15 protein-coding genes are annotated in these 20,788 nt (G+C 63.0%); 11 read left to right on the top strand and 4 right to left on the bottom strand.

What is annotated here, in order from left to right:
• Window positions 1-332 precede the first annotated feature (332 nt).
• Together DSM100688_RS05095 and DSM100688_RS05090 are read left to right on the top strand one after the other, a co-directional pair.
• Window positions 333-563: a phasin family protein gene (locus DSM100688_RS05095; protein WP_152358061.1), complete on the top strand. Its 231-nt coding sequence runs from the start codon at window positions 333-335 to the stop codon at window positions 561-563.
• Between the two features lie 4 nt (window positions 564-567).
• Window positions 568-2,256 carry an ABC1 kinase family protein gene (locus tag DSM100688_RS05090; RefSeq protein ID WP_152358060.1) on the top strand — a complete coding sequence of 563 codons (1,689 nt, stop codon included), beginning with the start codon at window positions 568-570 and terminating at the stop codon, window positions 2,254-2,256.
• Window positions 2,257-2,297: 41 nt separating this feature from the next.
• Here the strand turns inward: DSM100688_RS05090 and DSM100688_RS05085 are convergent, their stop codons facing one another.
• The 3 genes from DSM100688_RS05085 to DSM100688_RS05075 all read right to left on the bottom strand — a co-directional run bounded on the left by DSM100688_RS05085 (window position 2,298) and on the right by DSM100688_RS05075 (window position 6,437).
• A complete protein-coding gene (locus DSM100688_RS05085) occupies window positions 2,298-3,662 on the bottom strand; it encodes an ATP-binding protein (protein ID WP_152358059.1) in 1,365 nt (454 codons plus the stop codon).
• A gap of 273 nt (window positions 3,663-3,935) precedes the next feature.
• The gene (locus DSM100688_RS05080; RefSeq protein WP_152358104.1) at window positions 3,936-4,892 is read right to left on the bottom strand and encodes a drug/metabolite transporter permease; all 957 of its coding nucleotides are present in this window, start codon (window positions 4,890-4,892) and stop codon (window positions 3,936-3,938) included.
• 345 nt (window positions 4,893-5,237) lie between these two features.
• On the bottom strand, window positions 5,238-6,437 hold the full coding sequence (locus DSM100688_RS05075) for a LacI family DNA-binding transcriptional regulator (protein ID WP_240811838.1): 1,200 nt from the start codon (window positions 6,435-6,437) through the stop codon (window positions 5,238-5,240).
• A 178-nt stretch (window positions 6,438-6,615) separates the two neighbouring features.
• On the opposite strand from DSM100688_RS05075, the gene DSM100688_RS05070 reads away from it, so the two are divergent.
• The 6 genes from DSM100688_RS05070 (at window position 6,616) to DSM100688_RS05045 (ending at window position 15,482) form a co-directional block, all read left to right on the top strand.
• Window positions 6,616-8,619 (top strand): glycoside hydrolase family 127 protein, encoded by a 2,004-nt coding sequence (locus tag DSM100688_RS05070; RefSeq protein WP_152358057.1) that lies wholly within the window; start codon window positions 6,616-6,618, stop codon window positions 8,617-8,619.
• Between the two features lie 135 nt (window positions 8,620-8,754).
• Window positions 8,755-10,170, top strand: a complete 1,416-nt coding sequence (locus tag DSM100688_RS05065; protein ID WP_152358056.1) for an MFS transporter — start codon at window positions 8,755-8,757, stop codon at window positions 10,168-10,170.
• A 560-nt stretch (window positions 10,171-10,730) separates the two neighbouring features.
• Window positions 10,731-11,759, top strand: coding sequence for a glycerophosphodiester phosphodiesterase family protein (locus DSM100688_RS05060; protein ID WP_152358055.1), 1,029 nt, complete (start codon window positions 10,731-10,733; stop codon window positions 11,757-11,759).
• Window positions 11,760-12,165: 406 nt separating this feature from the next.
• A complete protein-coding gene (locus DSM100688_RS05055; RefSeq protein WP_152358054.1) occupies window positions 12,166-13,107 on the top strand; it encodes a carbohydrate ABC transporter permease in 942 nt (313 codons plus the stop codon).
• Complete coding sequence (locus DSM100688_RS05050) at window positions 13,104-14,063, top strand: carbohydrate ABC transporter permease (RefSeq protein WP_152358053.1); 960 nt, start codon at window positions 13,104-13,106, stop codon at window positions 14,061-14,063. The genes DSM100688_RS05055 and DSM100688_RS05050 overlap by 4 nt, the downstream gene beginning before the upstream one ends.
• Window positions 14,064-14,114: 51 nt before the next feature.
• A complete protein-coding gene (locus DSM100688_RS05045) occupies window positions 14,115-15,482 on the top strand; it encodes an ABC transporter substrate-binding protein (RefSeq protein ID WP_152358052.1) in 1,368 nt (455 codons plus the stop codon).
• 259 nt (window positions 15,483-15,741) lie between these two features.
• Here DSM100688_RS05045 and upp read toward each other — a convergent pair whose 3' ends face one another.
• Window positions 15,742-16,383, bottom strand: coding sequence for a uracil phosphoribosyltransferase (gene upp, locus DSM100688_RS05040; protein WP_033492598.1), 642 nt, complete (start codon window positions 16,381-16,383; stop codon window positions 15,742-15,744).
• An 865-nt stretch (window positions 16,384-17,248) separates the two neighbouring features.
• On the opposite strand from upp, the gene DSM100688_RS05035 reads away from it, so the two are divergent.
• The 3 genes from DSM100688_RS05035 to DSM100688_RS05020 are packed head-to-tail and all read left to right on the top strand — an operon-like array spanning window position 17,249 to window position 20,780.
• Window positions 17,249-18,925 (top strand): vWA domain-containing protein, encoded by a 1,677-nt coding sequence (locus tag DSM100688_RS05035; protein ID WP_240811837.1) that lies wholly within the window; start codon window positions 17,249-17,251, stop codon window positions 18,923-18,925.
• Window positions 18,925-19,692, top strand: a complete 768-nt coding sequence (locus DSM100688_RS11770) for a hypothetical protein (RefSeq protein ID WP_239519344.1) — start codon at window positions 18,925-18,927, stop codon at window positions 19,690-19,692. The genes DSM100688_RS05035 and DSM100688_RS11770 overlap by 1 nt, the downstream gene beginning before the upstream one ends.
• The gene (locus DSM100688_RS05020) at window positions 19,689-20,780 is read left to right on the top strand and encodes a substrate-binding domain-containing protein (protein WP_152358051.1); all 1,092 of its coding nucleotides are present in this window, start codon (window positions 19,689-19,691) and stop codon (window positions 20,778-20,780) included. The genes DSM100688_RS11770 and DSM100688_RS05020 overlap by 4 nt, the downstream gene beginning before the upstream one ends.
• Window positions 20,781-20,788 lie beyond the last annotated feature (8 nt).

Raw genomic sequence — 20,788 nt, 5'->3', positions numbered from 1 at the left:
CTGTATGTCCGTTTGTAATATAGGACTCGTTCTCGTTATTGGTGATGTGGCGAGGCCCCCTCAGCGGGCATGCAGCCGATTGCGTACCGGGAATCGGCCGTATGTCCGTTAGCGGTATAGGCCGTGTTCTCGTTGTTGGTGATGTGGCAAGATCCCCTCAACGGACATACGGCCGATTTGCCTGCCCCAATCGGCTGTATGTCCGTTGGAGAGGGAGAGTGGGAGACAGTATGTTGGACCGAAGCGATACGTCCGTAAAGAACATCGTGCGTCCGCGAACAAAAGTGGAGTAGGCTGGAACGTGACCATACAGCGCGACAAGGAGGCGTATCATGGCTGATTTCGATTTCGGTGACGGCCTGCGCAAGGTGTTTCTCGCAGGCGTCGGCGCTCTTGCCACCACGGTGGAAAAGAGCCAGGAGATCGTCGACGATCTCGTCAAGAAGGGCGAACTGACGGTGGAGCAGGGCAAGGCCCTGAACACCGAACTCAAGCGCAAGGCCGCCGAGGTCAAGGAGGAGTCCGCCAAGAAGGACGAATCCACCGAGACCAAGGCCGAGTAGCCCATTGGCAGACGGCACCACCACGAACGCGCAGGCCGAATGGCCGGGGGAGACCCTCGACCTGTTCGGCCCGCGTCGTGACGCCTTTTCCGAGCGCTACCATCTGACCCGCCGCGGCAAGATCAAACGTCTCGCGCAGATCGCCGGCATCGCACGCCAATTCGACGTCGCGCACGGCCTGACTCCGGTCAAAATGCGCCTGATGTTCGAAGCGCTCGGCCCGACGTTCGTCAAGGTCGGACAGATCCTGTCGATGCGATCGGAGATGCTGCCGCAATCATTCTGTGACGAACTCGCCAAACTGCGCGCCGACGCCGACCCGATGCCATACGAGATGGTACTGGAGACGCTGTCGCACGAATACGGCCGTCCGGTCGAAGAGATCTTCGACCACATCGACGCGACGCCGCTCGGATCCGCCTCGCTCGCGCAGGTCCACCGCGCCACGCTCATCACCGGCGAAGACGTCGCCGTCAAAGTCCAGCGTCCCGGCGTGCGCGAAACCATGGCGCAGGACGTGTCGATCATGCGATCGATCGCCAAAGTCGCCACCAAAGTCGTCTCCACCGCACAGGTCGTCGACCTCGGCGGCGTCGTCGAAGAACTCTGGGACACGTTCGAATCGGAAACCGACTTCCTCGTCGAGGCGCGCAATCTCGCCGAATTCAAACGATTCTGCGAGCCGTACAAGTACATGGACTGCCCCAAGCCGTACATGGACCTGTGCACTGAACACGTTGTCGTCATGGACTACGTCGAGGGCATCTCCGTTTCCCGCCCCGACAAACTCATCGCCGCCGGTTACGATCTCAAGGAAATCGGCACCAAACTCGTCGACAACTATGCCACGCAGGTCCTCGACGACGGCTTCTTCCACGCCGACCCGCACCCCGGCAACATCATGATCTCCGGCGGGCAGATCGTCCTCCTCGACCTCGGCATGACCGGCCGGCTCAACATGAAGACGCGGCAGGTCATGAAACAGATGATCTTCGCCGTCGCCAAACAGGACACGCCCGCGCTTGCGGACGGGCTGCTGCGGTTCGCCGGATCGGCCAACAATCCCGAGGACTATCCCGCGCTGCTCGCCGACCTCGACACGATCGTCGCCGAATACGGCACGGTCGACTTGTCCGAACTCGACATCGCCGCGTTCATCACCGCGCTTACGCAGCTTGCGCAGCGGCACGGGATCGAAGTGCCGAGCACGGTTACGACGGTCGGGCGCGCGCTCGTGACGCTCGAAGGGCTGCTTGACGAGTTCATTCCCGACGTGAACATGATCGAGATCATTTCGAAGCACATCGCGACCAGCAAATCGCCGAAACAGGCGGCTCGCGACGAGCTCGAATCGCTCGGCGTCGAAGGGCATCAGGCGCTGCACGGGCTGCTCAGCGCGCTGTCCGAGTCGAAGACCGCGGCGCGCATGCTCACGCGCGGGCAGCTGCGCGTCAACATGGAGCTGATCGGCGCCGAGGAGCCGATGAACAAGCTTTCCGACATGGTGAACCGGCTCACGATGGCGTTGATCGTGGTCGGTCTGTTCGTCGGGTCGTCGATCGTGTATTACGCCGGCATGAAGCCGATCATCTTCGGCATTCCGGTGGTCGGATTCATGGGGTACGTTGTCGCGTTCGTGCTGTCCGTGTGGATCGTGTTCGACATCAACTTCAAGCGCCGCAAAAAGCGGTGAGTGGGGCGCACGTCGCGGCGTTGCATGCGCTGTTTGCGGCGTTACTGCTGACGTAACGCCCATTGCCATGCGGGAATGACGCGGATGGGGCCGTTGTCGGTGTGCTCGATGCCGCTTTCGCGTAGAGAGATGATGGTGCTTTCGATGCCCGGCATGCGTTTCATAGACCGCTCAAGCGCAGTGATTTCTCGTGCACGGGTCTTGGAACTGTCCATATTTACGGTGACTTGCATGGCGCTATACGGTTCCGCGCCAAGTGCGTCGCCGATAAGGAAATCTACTTTTTCCTGTTTGGAGGTGGGCAGCGTCAGTGAAGTGATGAAATCGGTGCGGTGGCCGGACTGGCGTCGACGCAGCTCAAGATATACGGCTGTCTCTAGCCGTTTGCCGATGTCCTGCTGGTTGGCTCGCGATACCGCATACACTAGGCCGGGATCCTCCGCGTAGATCTTCGGTACTGCGGTGCTGTCCGGTTTGAGTGACGTGGTGTATTCGTTGACCTCATAGCACAGAAACGCCTGCTCAAGCAGATCAAGGATGCGTCTCGCCTTGTTCCAGTACAGTTTGTATCCGACCTGCTCGAGTTGCGCGGTGAGTTTGCTAACGGACATCTCACATCCGGTGTTGCGTAGCGCGAACAGGGCGATTTGGTTTGCCAGTATGATATCGCCGCGGCCTAGCCGTTCTGCTACGTCACGTGCGACGACGTCACGCATGTAACTTTGCAGCATGTCGATGCGACCGGCTGGAGGCAACGACTGAACGCCGGGGAACCCGCCGTCGATGAGATAGCGGTCGAATGCGGACTCCATCTCGGTGACGGTTTGTGGCGAGAACGAGTCGGAATTCGCGTCCGGTGCGTCAATATGATGGAAGTCGCAATATTCGCGGAAGGACAGGGGAAGCACTTCGTGCGAATATGAGCGGCCTCGGAAATTGGTCGATATCTCTTCGCTCGATAATTTGGACGATGAACCGGTGATGACCAAGGTCACGGTTTCGTGCTCGGAGAGCCGTTGGCAGAAACCCTGCCAGTGTTCGGCCTCCTGGACTTCGTCAAGAAATAGATAGGTGCCGTCTGTCCGTGATTCGGGGCATTGCCTCCAGAATTCGGTGATGACTTGGTCGAGTGCGTCGTCCGGCATCGGTTGCAGACGTTCGTCGGCGAAGTTGAAATAGAAGATACGATCGCGTGGGACGCCGGAATCCAGTAGATCGTTGATGAGCTGAAACAGATGAAACGTCTTGCCACATCGACGCATGCCGGTGAGGATGTGGACGAGGTTGAACATGGCTGGTGCCGGCAGATCGTCAATGATTGGAGTTCGGCGAATGGGGGTCGGGAAGTGGTATTCGCGCATTTCCCGGACAAGTGACGGGTAGTCAGGACGATGGTGTGTGGTCATATGATCTCGCCTCCTGCTGTAACTTCATAAAATAGTTATGAATATTATATATTAACTTCGTAATCATTTTATGAAGTATGGCATGCAATCTCATGCAGCTTTTATGAAGTATGGCAAGTGGCGAGTGAGGTGGTTGGTTGCCTGTTGTGTGGCGGAAAACGCTCGCTGAGCGGCCGCTGAGCGAGCGTTTTCCGCCACGAGGTCGAGTGAGTGGCGGTTTTCACTCGCTGACGGGTGCGTCAGCGAGTGTTTTCTGCCACGCGAGGGGTTGGGTTATCGACGGCGGGAGGAGATCCACCAGTTGAGGATGGATCCGGCGGCGACGAGGAGCGCGCCGCACCAGAACGGCAGCGACAGCGCGAGGCCGAGCAGGACCGCGCTCGCGGCGGTGGACAGGACCGGCGCGGCGTAGCTCGCCATTGCCAACGTGCGCATGCTGCCGTGCAGGATGCCGTGCCCCCAGCATGCGTAGCCGCCCGCAATCGCCGCCGCCGCGCCGAGCACGGCCAGCCATCCCCAGATCGACGGGACGGTGTCCGGCCATCCTTCGCCCGACGCGAAGTGGATGATCCACAACGCCGCCGCCACGAACGGGAAGAACACGGATGTGCCGTCCTTGCCGTCCGCCAGTGCGGGCGTGAACACCGCGTACACCGACCACGCGGACGCGCCGGCGAACGCGAGCAGGTACGGCAGCGGGTTCGCGGCGATATGCTGCGCGGCCAATCCCCAGTCCAGTCCGCTGTTGCCGCCGACCGCCAGCACCACGCCGGCGGTCGCCACGATCGCGCCGGGCAGCACGCGCAGGACGGAACGCAGTCGGCTGGGTCGTGCGCTGGCGGTACGTGTGCTGTCGTTGCTGTCGTTGACGATGCTGCCATCGTTGGCAGTCGCGGTGATGTCGCGGCGATCCGTCGCAACGCTGCGTCGCCGCACGGTCGGAAACACGGCGGCCGTCAGCAGCACCATCATCGTCGGCCACAGGTAATTCACCAGACTCACTTCGACCGACGACGCGGCCGTGCTGGCCAGGCCGATCGACAGCGAAATCGACGATTCGTAGAACACGAACAGCAGTCCGCCGATCAGCAGATACCGTCGCGGATATTCGCGCAGGGGCGCGGGACGGTGAAAGATCATGAGCAGCACGACGCCGACCGTGTAGATCAGCGCCGAGCCGAGCGTCGCGCCGAACGCGTCGGCGACCACGCGCACGAGGCCGGTCATCATGCTCCACAGCAGGATCGCGCACAGGCCGACCGTCGTCGCGCGCGACGAGATGACATGGCCGGCGGACGGCTTGTGAGTGGCGGCGGCCGGTTGCCGGCCGGTGCCGGACGATTGTGGGTCGACGGATGATGGGCGTGATGTCATGGTGACGTCCTTGTGGGCGGGATGCGGGGTACCGGAGTCATTGTATGCGGATCGTGGCGGTTTTCGCTCGCTGGCCGATGCATCAGTGAGTGTTTTCTGCCACGACGGAGGGTGAGTGGCGGTTTTCGCTCGCTGAGGCGGGCCTCCGCGAGCGTTTTCTGCCACGTGGGAAGGGGAGGGCGTGCGCGGGGCGCGGAGACGTCAGCCGCCTTGGCGGTCGAAGATGCGGCCGGTGCTTTCGAGCTGGGTGCGGCGCGTGGGATCGGTGGATTCGCGCACGACCATCGGGCATTCCACGGTGAATACGCCGTGATGCGGTCGCCCGGCCAGCGCGTCGAGCAGATACCGTGCGGCCGTTTTGCCGAGCATCGGGATGTTGTTGTCGAACGTGGTCAGTGTCGGGTGCGCGTTCGCCGCGAACACGAACCAGTTGTCGTGCCCGACCACGGCCACGTCCTGCGGGACGCGTCTGCCGGCCGCCATCAGCCCGCGCACCGCCCCGCGCGCGATCTCGTCGCTTAGGGCATAGATCGCGTCGAGATGCGGATGCTGCTCGATCAGCAGCTGCGCCGCCCGCTCGCCCCACTCCTCGCTCCACGCGTCGAACAGCACCGCCACGGGTCGGAAATCATACAGCGTGAACGTCTGCCACGCCCCGCGCGCACGGTCCTTCGCGGCCTGGAAATCCTCCGGCCCGGCGATGATCGCGATATACCGCCGACCCAGGCTGAGCAGGTACTCGATCGCCTGCGCGCCGGCGCCAACGTTGTCGCAGATGATCGAACAGTCGGCCGGATCGCGCGACGGATCGTACGCGTAGATCACCGGCAGTCCCATCGTGGTCTTCGGATCGAGCGGCGGACGCGAGTTGGTCGTGTTGCCGACGACGATCAGTCCGTCCACGCCGTGCGCCGCGAGCCGGTCGATGTGGCTGCGTTCGAGCGCGGGTCGGCCGTGCGAGCTCATGAGCAGCGCGGCGTGATTGGAGGCTCCGAGCGTGGTTTCCGCGCCGGTGAGCATCGGCAGCGCGAACCGGCCGTTGTAGTCGGAGGTGATGAGGCCGACGAGTCCGGAGCGTTGGCGGCGGTGCGGCGGCGACGCGGAGGCCGACTCGGTCGACTTGCGATAGCCGAGCTGTTCGGCGGCAGCGATGACCGCGCGTTGCGTGGCGGCGGATATGCGATCGGTGTGGTTGAGTGCCTTCGATGCGGTGGCGATGGATACGTTCGCAAGGCGCGCGACGTCGGCAAGGGTGGGGCGGCGGCGTGACTGCTTGGTGGTGCGGTGCTGTGCGGCATGTGGCGCGGCGGCGGTCGGTGATGACGCATCGTCGGCATGGCTGACGGCTGGTGATGGCTGGTCGGCGGCCGCGGTCCGCGCGACGAGGGAAGGGACGTTCACAAGCGATAGAGTATGCGAAAATTTTCGCATTCGCAAGACCTGCGGACTCGATGGTTAACGCTCACTTACTATCGTCATCGACAACAGCCGAGAGGGCGCCACCGCATGGCAGCGGACCTCTCCGACGGCCGGAAACAACAGCAGTAAAGCAGTACCTACAGTGTCGAAAGGACGCACCATGACTACGCAACATGTCACGGTCACTTCGCCGTTCTGGAAGCGGTATCGTGAGAACGTTGCCAAGGAAGTGATCCCCTACCAGTGGGCGGTCATCAACGACGAACAGAAGATCGACATCCCGCGTGACCCGTCCGGTGCCAAGCAGGACATCGACTACCACTACAGCCGCGCCGTGCGCAACCTGCGCATCGCCGCCGGTGACGAGAAGGGCGAGTTCAAGGGCTTCGTCTTCCAGGATTCCGACGTGTACAAGTGGCTCGAGGAAGCCGCGTACTCGCTCGCGTACGAGCCCGACGACCAGCTCAAGGAACTGTGCGACAAGCTCGTCGACCTTATCGCCCGCGCCCAGCGCCCGGACGGCTACCTCGACACCCCGTACATCATCAAGTCGGGCGCGTTCGCCAAGCGCAACCGCTTCACCCAGATCCAGCAGAGCCACGAAATGTACGTGATGGGCCACTACATCGAGGCCGCCGTCGCGTACTACGAGGTCACCGGCAACGAGCAGGCCCTCGACGTCGCCAAGAAGATGGCCGACTGCCTCGACGCGAACTTCGGCGAAACCGACGGCAAGATCCCCGGCGCCGACGGCCACCCGGAGATCGAGCTCGCGCTCGCCCGCCTGTTCGAGGTCACCCACGAGGACAAGTACCTCAAGCTCGCGCAGTTCTTCATCGACGTGCGCGGCAAGGACCCGAGCTTCTACGACAAGCAGAACGAGAAGATCGGCGACGGCTCGACCGACATCTTCCCGCAGATGCGCGGCTGGACGCACGAATACACGCAGACCGCGCGTCCGATCCGCCAGCAGCAGACCGCCGAAGGCCACGCCGTGCGCGTCGGCTACATGCTCACCGGTGTCGCCCACGTCGCCCGCCTGACCGGCGACAAGGAGCTCGAGGAGACCGCCAAGCGCCTGTGGCACAACATCGTCACCAAGCGCATGTACATCACCGGCGGCGTCGGCTCGACGCACGTCGGCGAGGCGTTCACCTACGACTACGACCTGCCAAGCGACACCATGTACGGCGAGACCTGCGCATCCGTCGCCATGAGCTTCCTCGCGCGCCAGATGCTCGAACTCGAGACGCGCGGCGAGTATGCTGACGTGCTCGAGAAGGAGCTGTTCAACGGTTCCATCGCCGGCATCGCGCTCGACGGCAAGCACTTCTACTACGTGAACGCGCTCGAGGCCGACCCGCAGGCCACCGAACACAACCCCGACCGCTACCACGTGCTCATGCACCGCGCCGAGTGGTTCGGCTGCGCCTGCTGCCCGGCCAACATCGCGCGACTCATCGCGTCCGTGGACCGCTACCTGTACACCGTGCACGAGGACCGCCGCGAGATCATCGCCCACCAGTTCATCGCGAACGACGCCGAGTTCTTCGACGGCGTGAAGGTCTCGCAGAAGTCCAACTTCCCGTGGGACGGCCACATCGAGTTCACGGTGAACGTGCCGGAAGGCGCGGAGCCGGTGAAGTTCCTCGTGCGCATCCCGTCGTGGTCCGCATCCAAGCATGAGATGACCGTGAACGGCGAGGACGCGCGCCGCCTGCCGGTTGTCGACGGATTCGTGACGGTCGCCGCGGCCGCCGGCGAGACGACGACGATTACGCTCGACCTCGACATGGCCGTCAAGTTCATGCGCTCGAAGACGCTCGTGCGCCACGACATCGGCAAGATCGCCGTGATGCGCGGACCGATCGTGTTCTGCGCCGAGGAGACCGACAACACGGCGCCGCTGTGGAACTACCACATCGGCAGCCACGATGCCGACCGTGCGAAGGCCGAATACCACTTCGGCGAGCTCGACGGTGTGGAGGTCATTACGATCCCGGCCACCAAGCGCACGCACGACGGCGACGACTTCCCGCTGTACGCGGACGTCGAGGAGCACCCGGTCGGGGAGAAGTCCTACGACCTCAAGCTCATCCCGTACTACGCGTGGGCCAATCGCGAGATCGGCCAGATGCAGGTCTGGTTCGATTCGGACTTCTAGACCCCCTCAGTCCGCTTTGCGGACAGCTCCCCCTAGTAGGGGGAGCCAGGGCAAAACCGCGCGGACGGCTCCTCTGACAGGGGGAGCCACGAAGATTTGTAATTTTCACCAATCACCGAAGAAGGAACAACAATCATGAGTGCTGCAACTCAGGACGCTTCCGCAGTGAAGCTTTCCACGAAGGAGAAGATCGCCTACTCCTTCACCGATATGGCTGGCAACCTGCTGTACGTGACGATCTCGTCGTACATCATGTACTTCTACACCAACGTCTTCCACATCCCGGCGGCCGGTGCGCTGGGCGCGGCGACCATCCTGCTCGTCGCCCGCTTCGCCGACGCGATCTCCGCCATCGTGTGGGGCTCCATCGTCGACCACACCAACACCAAGTGGGGCCAGTCCCGCCCGTGGTTCCTGTGGCTGTGCGTGCCGTTCGCGGTCACCGTGTGGATCGCGTTCACCGCGCCGAGCCTGCCTGAGGGCGCCCCGAAGTTCGCGTACGCGCTGATCACCTACATTCTGGCCGCCGGCGCCGTCTACACCGGCATCCAGACCCCGATCACCGCCATCCTGCCGAACCTCACCTCCGACCCGACCGAGCGCAACAACGCCAACTCCTTCCGCATGGCCGGCGGCCAGATCGGCTCCTTCATCACCTCGTCCTTCACCATCCCGCTGGTCGGCGTCTTCGGCGCCATGGTCGGCGGCGGCGACAAGGCCGGCTTCATGATCGTCACCGCGATCTGGGGCGTCATCGCCATCGCGCTGCTCCTGTTCTCCTTCAAGAACCTCAACGAGCGCAACTACCACCCCGAACTCAACAAGCCGATCCCGCTGAAGGACTCCTTCAAGGCCGCCAAGGGCAACTGGCCGTGGATCATCCTCGTCGTCGCGTTCGTGATCTACTGGGTCGCCCAGTCCACCCGTAACGGCGTGTCCACCTACTACGCGCAGTACGTGCTCGACAACCGCAACCTGACCTCGCTGTTCAACGGCGTGCAGGTCCTCGGCCTGCTCGGCACCATCGCCATGCCGATCATCGCCAACAAGACCAAGAACAAGACCCTGACCATGATCATCGGCCTCGTCATCGGCGGCGTCGGCCAGGCCCTCATGCCGCTCGCCGGCACCAACGTCCCGCTGCTCGTCATCTTCTGGACCATCGGCGTCTTCGGCGCGGCCATCGCCATCGGCATGCCGTTCGGCATGCTCGCCGACACCGTCGACTATGGCGAGTGGAAGACCGGCGTGCACGCCGCCGGCTTCCTGACCGCCGTCGGCTCCGCGTTCTGCATCCAGGTCGGCTCCGGCTTCGGCGCGTTCCTGCCGCTCGAGATCATGGGCGCCGCCGGCTACGACGCGACCAAGGACGTGCAGTCTCAGGCCGCTCAGGACGCGATCAGCTTCTGCTTCATCTGGCTGCCGGTCATCGTCTACGTCATCGTCGGCGTGATCATGTGCTTCTACCGCAAGTACGAGAAGATGGAGCCGCAGATCAAGGCCGAGCTGGCCGAGCGTCACGCGAAGGCGCTTGCCGAGGCCGGCGAGTGATCCGCTGGTCGAATCACCGATCACTGATCACCGAATCACCGAACCATAACTGAACCATCGATTCCGTGCGGGGCGTGACCCGAGCCACAGCGCGCCGGGGCGTCACCCGTACGGAACCATCCCGCGTCCTGCCGGACCGCCGCGCCTCGTCATGCGGCTGTCCGCGAACCGTAGCCGAAAGCCGTGTGTATGTGGCGTTACGCCCCGCCGCATCCACACGGCTTTCGTCGTACATACGGCTATGTGGACGCATGGTCGCACGGATGCGCGGACGCACGGTTTGTCCCGCGAGCCGTAACCGCAGACCGCAGTCGCAGGCTGTAACCCAACATCATCGCGTCCCTCATGTTGAGTTACGGTCGTCGCCGGGCCTGAAAACGACCGTAACTCAACACGAAACCGTCGTTGATGTTGAGTTACGGCCTTATTCGGGCGTCTCGGAGGCCGTAACTCAACATGAGGGACGCGATGATGTTGAGTTACGGCCTGCGGTTGTGCCCGGCCATGCCGTGGGCTAGGCTCGAACCGTCAGCATACGGGTGACCCAAGGGAGGAAAACCATGTCATCCAATACGTTCCTTCGCAATGTTCTGATCGGCGGTGCAGTGGCCGCCGGCGCTGCGGCGTGGGCCATCAAGCCGCGTTCGTTCACCGACAAGCAGCACAACTACGTGCCGGCCGTGCCGCACGCGTGGTACGCGCACCGCGGCCTGCACGACGCCGGCTCCGGCTTGACCGAACAGTACGCGATCGAAAGCGGCGAGTACGTCGCCCGCGCGCGCCGTATGGCCATGAAGGCCGGCTACGGCGATCCGACCGTCACCACGTCGATCGCGCCGGAGAACTCCCTTGCCGCATTCGCCGCGGCCGCCGAGGCCGGGTACGGCATCGAGCTCGACCTGCAGCTGACGAAGGACGGACAGGTCATCGTCGTGCATGACCCCGATCTCAAGCGTGTGGCCGGCGATCCGCGCCGCGTGGCCGATCTGACGTACGACGAGCTGACCCGCATCCCGCTGTTCGGCAACGACGCGCCGGGCACTGCGGTCGCGTCGCCGCGTCCCGAATCGGATGATCGTGGCACCGCGCCGACCGGCTATTTCCAGCATGTGCCGCTGTTCTCGGACGTGCTGCGCGTGGTGGCCGGCCGCGTGCCGCTGATCGTGGAGTACAAGTTCGACGACAACGCCGTGTTCGGCCCGCGTGAGGAAGAGCTCATGGAGAAGGGCGACGCGTTGTTGCAGGCGTATGACGGTCCGTATGTGATCGAATCGTTCAATCCGCGCGCCGTGGAGTGGTACAAGGAGCACCGCCCGGAGGTGTGCCGCGGGCAGCTGTCGTGGCCGGCGAAGGTCGACGGCAAGGGCGGTGTGGCCGAGTGGGCCGCCGGCCTGCTGGTGTTCGACTTCCTGTCGCGCCCGGATTTCGTGGCGTACGACTGGTCGGGCGGCAACAGCCCGCAGGTGCGGCTTGCGCGTGCGATGGGTGCGACGGCCGTGTCGTGGACCGTGCGCAGCAGCGACGAGCTTGCGCAGTGCGACGACTGGTTCGACCGGCATATTTTTGAGGCGTTCGTGCCGGAGCGCTGAGCGCCGAGTTCCGAGCGCCGAGTGTGCGCGGTCGCGCGACGATCGTCGCGTAACGCAGTAGTGGCGGAAAACGCTCGCTGAGAGATCTCTCAGCGAGCGTTTTCCGCCACTACTGTTTCGTGGGTGCGCGATGGATGATGCGGCCGCGCTCTAGCGTGTCGTTCGGGAAACGCAAATCGTCGGCGTGTGGGTAACTGCGCATGGTATGCGCATGAAATCAGGATGAACAGCGGGTGACGTGGCCCGCTCCGCCCATACGGACTTGTTAAGACGGTACGTGGAAGCCATATCAAGGCGTCCATTCGAATCGTCTTCCTTTTCCGCGCGGCGCACACGGTCCGTACACAGGCCGAACCGATGCGAGCGACGTGAGACCGGGTCGACGATCGTTCGAAAGGTCTTAATTATGTCTGCTGCCATCGCGCATCCCGGCACCACGCCGGGCGGAGTGCGTCCGGCCGGGAAGAAGCCGTTCGACATCCATTCCTGGACGTCGCTGCTGTACCTGCTGCCCGCGGTCGCCGTGTTCGTCTGCTTTGTCGTCTATCCGCTGATCCGCACGTTCATCCTGTCCGCATCCGGCACTGACATCCTCGGCCGGCAAAGCCAGTTCGTCGGCCTGCGCAACTTCCAACGCGTGTTCACCGACCCCGAGTTCGGCAAGATCATGCTCAACACGCTGCTGTTCGCCGTGTACACCGTGGTGCCCACCATCGTGCTGTCGCTGGTCATCGCGCTGATGCTCAACAAGGAATCCACCGTCAACCGCGTGTTCCGCACGGTGTTCGCGCTGCCGTTCGCCTATTCGGTGTCGGCCGCGTCCATCATCTTCTCCGCGTTCTTCAACCCGGCCACGGGCCTGTTCAACGCGATCGTGCAGAAGTTCGGCGGCCAGCCGATCGGCTGGCTCACCAGCTCGCAATTCGCGCTGCCGGCCATCGCCATGACGACCGTGTGGATGAACATCGGCTACAACGTGCTCGTCCTGCTCGCCGGCCTCGGTTCGGTGCCGGACGAGGTCGTGGAGGCGGCGCGTCTCGACGGCGCGTCCGGATTCCGCCTGCAATGGTTCATCATGATCCCGATGATCATGTCGCAGGTGTTCTTCCTCATCATCACCGACACCATCCAGTCGCTCGAGAGCTTCGGCCAGATCCACGTGCTCACCAAGGGCGGCCCGGATTCGTCCACCACGACGCTCGTGTACGACATCTACATGCACGGCTTCGCCAACAACAGCTCCAACTTTGGATACGCATCCGCGGAGGCGATCGTGCTGATCGTGGTGGTCGCGATCATCACGCTCATCCAGTTCACCACCGTGGGAAAGAAGGTCGATAACCAATGAGCGTCGCGACAACCACCACCATCCCCGCCAAGCCGAAGGCCGTCAAGGCCATCCAGCAGGCCACGGAACACGCGAAGGAAGCCCGCGCCGAACAGGCCGAGAAAGTCAGCGGATTTGCCGCGAACTTCTCGCACGCCAAGTACGTCGCATCGAAGATCGTCGGTTTCGTCGTGCTCGTGCTGCTCGGCCTCATCGTCATCTTCCCGGTGTACTACTCGTTCGCCGGCACGCTCATGCAGCAGCAGGACATCGCCGCGTATCCGCCGGCGATCTGGCCGAAGCACGGCATCACGTGGGGCAACCTCGCGACCGCCGCGCAGATCATCCCGCTGTTCCGCCAGTACGTCAACTCGTTCGGTTCGACGCTGATCATCACCGTCGCGCAGGTCATCACATCCACGCTCGTTGCGTATGCGCTCGTGGTGCTCAAGGTGCGCGGCGCGAACGTCTGGTTCACGCTGTTCCTCGGCACGATGATGATCCCAGGCGAGTCCGTGATCATTCCGAACTACCTGACGATCTCGTCGCTCGGTCTGCGCAACACGTTCCTCGCGCTGATCCTGCCGTACCTGGCCAGCGGTTTCGGCATCTTCATGATGTACTCGTTCATGAAGCAGTTCCCGATGGAACTGGTCGAGGCCGCGCGTATCGACGGCGCGTCCAACCTGCGCCTGCTGTGGTCGATCGTGCTGCCGTTGAGCCGCCCGGCCATCGCGTCGCTCGCCATCTACACGTTCCTGACCCACTGGAACGGCTTCTTCTGGCCGTTGCTCGTCACCGAAACGCCGGAGATGCAGACCATCCAGATCGGCATCACGCAGCTGCAGTCGCCGGATAACTTCAACCCCGGTCTGGTCATGGCCGGCGCGGTACTCGCCGTCATCCCGACGCTGCTCATCGTCATCCTCGGCCAGCGGCAGATCGTGCGCGGCCTGACCGCGGGATCGTCCAAGTAAACCGGATTCGATACGCGCGTACGTAAGTTTTTCCAACAAAGAGAGGTAATCATGAACAAGACCATGCGTACTCTGGTGGCCGCGGTCGCGGCCGCCGGATCGTTGATGGCGGTCGCCGGATGCGGCAGCGCCAACGCGACCACCGCCACGCAGAAGGATTCCAGCGGCGCGGTCGTCGTGAACTTCTGGCATTCGATGTCCGGCACCAACGGACAGGTGCTCGACAAGCTCATCAGCAAGTTCAACGACGAGAACAAGGGCAAGATCGTCGTCAAGGGCACGTATCAGGGCCAGTACGACGACGCGATCACCAAGTACAAGTCCGCCGTGCAGTCGCAGTCCACGCCGACGCTCATGCAGATCTACGACATCGGCTCGCGCTTCATGATGGACTCCGGCACGATCACGCCGATGCAGGACTTCATCGACAAGGACAACTACGACACGTCCGACCTGCAGCCCAACGTGGCCGGTTACTACACCGTCAACAAGAAGCTGTACTCGATGCCGTTCAACACCTCCATGCCGGTGCTGTACTACAACAAGACCATGTTCAAGAAGGCCGGACTCGACCCGGACAAGGCGCCGGCCACGCTCGACGAGGTCAAGGCCGATGCCGAGAAGCTCTCGCAGAAGAACGGCGGCCCCGCGCAGTACGGCTTCAACGCGGCCGTGTACGGCTGGTATCTGGAGCAGGAGATCGCCGCGAATGGCGACCTGTACTGCTCGCCTGACAACGGCCGCGGCGCCGACCGCGCGACAAAGTTCACGTTCGACAACGACGGTGCGGTGACGTTCATGAAGTGGTGGAAGGGCATGATCGACTCCGGCATCTCCGGCAACACCGGCACCGACACCGACGCGGCGGTCAACGCGTTCGAGACCGGTTCGGTCGGCATCACGGTCGAATCCACGGCCGATCTGGCAGGCATCATGGAGGCCGCCAAGCAGAAGGGCTTCGAGGTCGGTGTGGGTAACTACCCGAAGATCAAGAACAACGACTCCGGCCCGATCATCGGCGGTGCGTCGCTGTGGATCTCCAACGTGAAGCACTCCGACGAGGAGCAGCAGGCCGCTTGGCAGTTCGTGAAGTTCCTGTCCGAACCTGAGAACCAGGCCACGTGGCACACCGGCACCGGCTACTTCCCGACCTCGAAGAAGGCGCTGGAGACCGCGACCGACAAGCAGTGGCGCGAGCAGTACCCGCAATTCGACGTGGCCGTCAAGCAGCTCGCCGACACGAAGCTGACCTCCGCCACGCAGGGCTGCTCGGCCGGCGTGATGCCGCAGGCCCGCAAGGCCGTGGAAACCGCCGTCGAGAAGGTGTTCGAAGGCGCCGATCCGAAGACCGCGCTGAGCGATCAGGTCAAGGCCATGCAGACCACGCTCGACGACTACAACAACTCCGTGCAGCAGTGAGCCGGTACGGGGCTCGATAACGCGAGTGGCGGTTTTCGCTCACTGACGGGTGCGTCAGTGAGCGAAAACCGCCACTTTGTCGTATCTCGTGGCAGAAAGCGCTCGCTGAGAACGATCTCAGCGAGCGCTTTCTGCCACGCGGATGATGGGTCGTCGTTTCATGCGGCGGAACCGACTGGCGAATGCGGCCTCTAGGCGCACCGAGGGAAGGCGTACTGCGTACGTACGCCGACCGCGGAACAACGACGAGGACGCTCCGCTAGTCGATGACGCCGTAGAGGCGATCGCCGGCGTCGCCGAGACCCGGCACGATGTAGCACTTGTCGTTGAGCTTCTCGTCGACCGCGCACACGACGACCTTGAAGTCGATGGACGGGTCGATGTGCTCCTGCACGAACTGGATGCCTTCCGGCGCGGCGATGATGCACACCGCGGTGACGTCCTTGGCGCCGCGTTCGGCGAGGTAGTGCGTGGCGGCGACGAGCGTGCCGCCGGTGGCGAGCATCGGGTCGATGAGGAAGCACTGGCGGCCGGTCAGGTCGTCGGGCAGGCGGTTCGCGTAGGTGATCTGCTGGGTCGGGTGCTCCTCGTCGCGTTTCATGCCGAGGAAGCCGACTTCGGCGGACGGGATCATCTTGGTCATGCCGTCGAGCATGCCGAGGCCGGCGCGCAGCACGGGCACAATGATCGGGCGGGGTTCGGCGATGTGCTTGCCGACCATCGGGGCGACCGGCGTTTCGATCGGCTTGTCGACCACGTCGAGATTGCGGGTGGCCTCGTACGCCTCCAGCATGACGAGTTCGGAGACGAGCTCGCGGAAGGTGGCGGAGGACGTGTTCTTGTCGCGCAGCACGGTGAGCTTGTGCTCGACCAGCGGGTGGTTCAAAACAGTGAGTTCCATAGTTACCAAGCGTACCGCGAATCGGTGCGTCGCGCGCCGGATGGCGGTACGCGGGGCTGCCGTGCGTCTCGCGTGTGCCTCGCGCGTGTGTTGTGTGTGCATCGCGTGTGTTGCATCGCGTGTGTCGCGTGCGCGTCGATGCGCATGCGTCTGTACGCATGCGTCCATACGTTTCCACTTCTCCGGTGCGCATGCGGTTTCACTCAACGGACATACAGCCGATTGGTGGGGTGAAATCGGCTGTATGTACGTTGAGGAAAGGAATGAGATGAGGGATGGCGGTTGTGGACTGTCTCCCTTGACGTACATACAGCCGAAAACATACCGCGGATCGGCTGTATGTACGTTAGTAGGGTGTAGCTAGATGACTGCGCCACGCTCAGCCATTCGCACGGTCTGATTACTCAACGTACATACAGCCGATTCGGGATGCGTAATCGGCTGTATGTACGTTTAAGAGCGAGGACGAGGGCTGGGTGCGAAGGGACAGGGAAGAAGAGAAGAGGCCGAGGGCGGTGGTGTTCTTTCCTAACGGACATACAGCCGATTGATAGGGTGAAATCGGCTGTATGTACGTTGAGGGGAGGGGGTTGCTATATGGGGAGAGGATGAGGGACTGTGGTGAGCGCTGTGATATGGGGGCTGTATGAACGGCGCGTAGCGGCGATATGAATATACGTTGTCGCGGACGATGCTTAACTGATAATTCACCGTGCGTTCAGGTGTCGTCGGCAGGCGGGATATCACGGTATTCCACAATGGTGATATGAGTGGAACAATCAAGGGTTCTCGCGACAACGTAGTGTGTGAAACGCTTCGTGAAACAGGCTGTGACGTGGCGGCCGGATCCGGTATGACCTTCGGCGTGACCGCTGTGCGATCGGCCATCCGCCGCGCCGTGATGGCGACAGTTGCGATCGTCGCCTCGCTGACGATGCTCGCTGCGTGCTCGATGCCGGGTTCAACCGGCGGCAATGCGGACCCCGGCAAGACCCAGACGTTCACGCCGGCCAACGGCAAGGACGCGGCCACACTCAACATCGCGTCCGGGTCGGAGAACAAGGAGGTCGCCGACGCGATCCAGCGGGCGGTTGACGATTCCGGCGTAGCCGTCACCATGAATTACATGGGGTCGCTCGACATCATGGCCGCACTCGAAAGCGGCGGCGGCAACTACGACGCAGTGTGGCCGGCGTCGTCGATGTGGATTTCGATGGGCGACACCAAGCACATCGTCAAGGATGCGACCAGCACATCCACCACGCCGATCGTGTTCGGCATCGCCAAATCCAAGGCCGAAGCGCTCGGTTGGGCGGATTCGTCCGGCAAGACGACGCCGGTCAAAACCGCGGACATCCTCGCTGCCGTATCGTCCGGCAAACTCAAGTTCTCGATGACTTCGGCCACGCAATCGAATTCCGGCGCGTCCGCATACCTTGCGTTCATGACCGCGCTCACCGGCCGTGACGAGCCGCTCAATGCCAACGATCTCAATGATGCGAAACTCACCAATCAGGTGGCCGCGCTGCTCAAGGGCGTGGACCGCTCGTCTGGTTCGTCCGACTGGCTCAAGGACATGGTCGTTGCGAATCCCGACCGGTTCGACTCGATGGTCAACTACGAATCGTTGGTCATTCAGACCGACAAACAACTCGAGAACAACGGTCATGACCCGCTGCTGACGATCTATCCGGCCGACGGCATCGCGGTGTCCGATTCGCCGCTCGGCTATGTCGACCGCGGCCAGAACCTTGACGACGCGTTCTCCAAGTTCCAGAAGGCCCTGAGTTCCAAGGACGCCAAGCTCTTGTTCGAGCGTGCCGGGCGCCGCACCGGTCTCGGTGGCACGCTCGCATACGCCGGTGATAACGATGTCAAACAGTCGTTCCGCAGCGACTGGGGCGTGAACACGAGCGCCGACGCGCTGAAAACGATCGCACTGCCGTCCGCCGACGTCATCGACCAGGCGCTCACCGTCTACCAGACCAAACTGCGCAAGCCCAGCTACACGATCTGGGTCGTCGACTACTCCGGTTCGATGAGCGGCGACGGCAAGGACGGCGTGGTCGGCGGACTCAAGGCCGCGCTCGACCCGAACCAGGCGAAGCAGTCGCACATCGAACCGTCGGACGGCGACGTGAACATCCTCATCCCGTTCTCGTCCACCGCCGAAAACGCGACGCGCGTCAACGGCACGAACACCGGCGAACTGCTGTCGCGCGCGGAAAACACCGAAGCGACCGGCGGCACGAACATCTACGACGGCCTGAACTCCGCACTCGGCATGCTGCCGGAGAACCTCAGCGACTACACGACCGCGATCGTGCTCATGACCGACGGCCAGTCCGACACCAGCGACAGGCACTACTTCACCGACGAATACCGTTCGCGCGGGCAGGACGTGCCGATCTTCTCGATCATGTTCGGCGACGCCGACCCCGACCAGCTCAACGAACTCGCGAAACTAAGCAACGCGAAGGTGTTCGACGGCCGCAACGGCGACCTCGCCGCCGTCTTCCGCCAAGTCAAGGGATTCAACTGATGATCGGCGTGATTGCAGGGTTCGTCGTCGGGTTGGGATTGGCTGGCCTCGCGTTCTGGCTGGCCGGCGGCGGCATGCTCGGACTCGTGCTCGGGCTGGTGTGCGCGGCGCTCGGCTATGTCGCCGGCTCGACGCTGCTGCAGCCGGAACGCCGGCTCGGCAAGATCGTCGTGTCCGCGCTGCCGAACGGACAGAAGGCCGCGGCCGCGATCGACGACGCGAACGCGTTGCTCAACCGGATCGGCATGCTCGCCGGGCAGGTACGCGACCCGCAGGTGAGGTCGGAGGCCGACGATTTCATCGCGGCGACCCGCGACCTGACACAGTACGTGAGCACGGACACCAGCGCGTATGCGACGTTGCGGCACTACACGAACGTGTACGGCGAGCAGACGGCGAAACTGCTCACATCGTATGTCGATGTGGAACGGTCCGGCGCGCGCGACCAGCTCGGCGCGGCACGACGGGAAACGGTCGAGGCTCTGCAGGTACTCGAACGCACGGCGGCCGGAGAACTGTCGCGTGCAGTGTCGGCGAAGACGTTGGGCATCGCGGCCGATTCCGAGGCGATCCAACGACTGGCGAGCATGGACGGCTACGCGACGGACGATACGCACGCCGCCGATGATGCGAACGTTACTGCACGTGATACGTCGTATGTGAACGTTGCCGACGCTGCGAACGTTGCCGCAAACGCAACGGACGTCACGCACGACGACCAGTCGGCGGACGCGCCGGGAAACGCGTCGGGGGAGAGGACGTCATGAAACTCACGAAATCGAAAATCATCGGACTCGTCGCACTGCTCGCGGTCGTCGGCGTGATCCTCGGCACGATCGTCTGGCGACAGGCCCAGCCCAAACCGGTCGAAATCCAACAGGTCAACGGCTACCTCGGCGGCGAGAAAATCGGTCTGTTCGACGACGAGCAGTTCGCCAAACTGGCCGAGCAGTCCGGGCTCAAAATCAACTATCGCAAGGCCGGATCGCTCGCCATGATGGACGCCGACCGCAAGGGCATGGACTACCTGTTCCCGTCGTCGCGCGCGGCCGTCGAATACGGCAAGGCGAACGGCGTGGACACATCGAACGCCGACATCGTCTTCAACTCGCCGATCGTGATCTACACGCACAAGGCCGTCGCCGACGCGCTCGTCGGCAGCGGGATCATGAGCAAGGACGACGCGGGCGTGTATCGCATGGACATGGCCAAGGCCGTCGACGCGATGGTTAACAACAAGACCTGGAACGACCTCGGCTACACGAACGGCTACGGCCAGTTCCGCATCGACTCAACCGACCCGGTCAAATCGAACTCCGGCAACGAATACGCGGCGCTCGTCGCGACCGTGCTGAACGGCGGGCAGCCGGCCACCATCGAATCGGTGTCGCGCGACACGGACAAGATCCGCGCGATCTTCGCGAAATCCGGCTGGATGGAAACCAGCTCGGAAGACAGCTTCAACCAGTTCCTCACGCTCGGCATCGGCTCGAAACCCATGATGATCGGCTACGAATCGCAGCTGCTCGACCTCGCGGTCAACCAGCCGGACGCGTTCAAACAGATCAAGGACGACGTGGTGATCGTCTACCCCACGCCGACCGTGTGGAGCACGCACACCCTGATCGCGCTCGACGACAAGGGCGCGAAACTGATGCAGCTCCTGAAATCCGCGGACGTGCAGAAACTCACATGGGAGCGGCACGGGTTCCGCGCGGCCAACTTCGCCGGCACGGACTCCATCAAGCGGTTCAACGTGCCCGGCACGCTCGACCAGATCACCGCCGTCACCGAACTGCCCAACAACATGGCGATGCAGGGCATCATCAAACTGCTCGACTCGACCCGCGGATAACGGCCGAT

The organism is Bifidobacterium ramosum, from assembly GCF_009299505.1.
Taxonomy (GTDB): domain Bacteria; phylum Actinomycetota; class Actinomycetes; order Actinomycetales; family Bifidobacteriaceae; genus Bifidobacterium; species Bifidobacterium ramosum.
Note: the sequence above shows the minus strand (reverse complement) of the source record. Positions and strands in the feature narration are given on the sequence as shown.

Coding starts and splice junctions, on each gene's coding strand:
- DSM100688_RS05095 (WP_152358061.1), top strand. CDS start 333: ATGGCTGATTTCGATTTCGGTGACGGCCTGCGCAAGGTGTTTCTCGCA.
- DSM100688_RS05085 (WP_152358059.1), bottom strand. CDS start 3,662: ATGACCACACACCATCGTCCTGACTACCCGTCACTTGTCCGGGAAATG.
- DSM100688_RS05080 (WP_152358104.1), bottom strand. CDS start 4,892: ATGATGACCGGCCTCGTGCGCGTGGTCGCCGACGCGTTCGGCGCGACG.
- DSM100688_RS05070 (WP_152358057.1), top strand. CDS start 6,616: ATGACTACGCAACATGTCACGGTCACTTCGCCGTTCTGGAAGCGGTAT.
- DSM100688_RS05065 (WP_152358056.1), top strand. CDS start 8,755: ATGAGTGCTGCAACTCAGGACGCTTCCGCAGTGAAGCTTTCCACGAAG.
- DSM100688_RS05060 (WP_152358055.1), top strand. CDS start 10,731: ATGTCATCCAATACGTTCCTTCGCAATGTTCTGATCGGCGGTGCAGTG.
- DSM100688_RS05055 (WP_152358054.1), top strand. CDS start 12,166: ATGTCTGCTGCCATCGCGCATCCCGGCACCACGCCGGGCGGAGTGCGT.
- DSM100688_RS05050 (WP_152358053.1), top strand. CDS start 13,104: ATGAGCGTCGCGACAACCACCACCATCCCCGCCAAGCCGAAGGCCGTC.
- DSM100688_RS05045 (WP_152358052.1), top strand. CDS start 14,115: ATGAACAAGACCATGCGTACTCTGGTGGCCGCGGTCGCGGCCGCCGGA.
- upp (WP_033492598.1), bottom strand. CDS start 16,383: ATGGAACTCACTGTTTTGAACCACCCGCTGGTCGAGCACAAGCTCACC.
- DSM100688_RS11770 (WP_239519344.1), top strand. CDS start 18,925: ATGATCGGCGTGATTGCAGGGTTCGTCGTCGGGTTGGGATTGGCTGGC.
- DSM100688_RS05020 (WP_152358051.1), top strand. CDS start 19,689: ATGAAACTCACGAAATCGAAAATCATCGGACTCGTCGCACTGCTCGCG.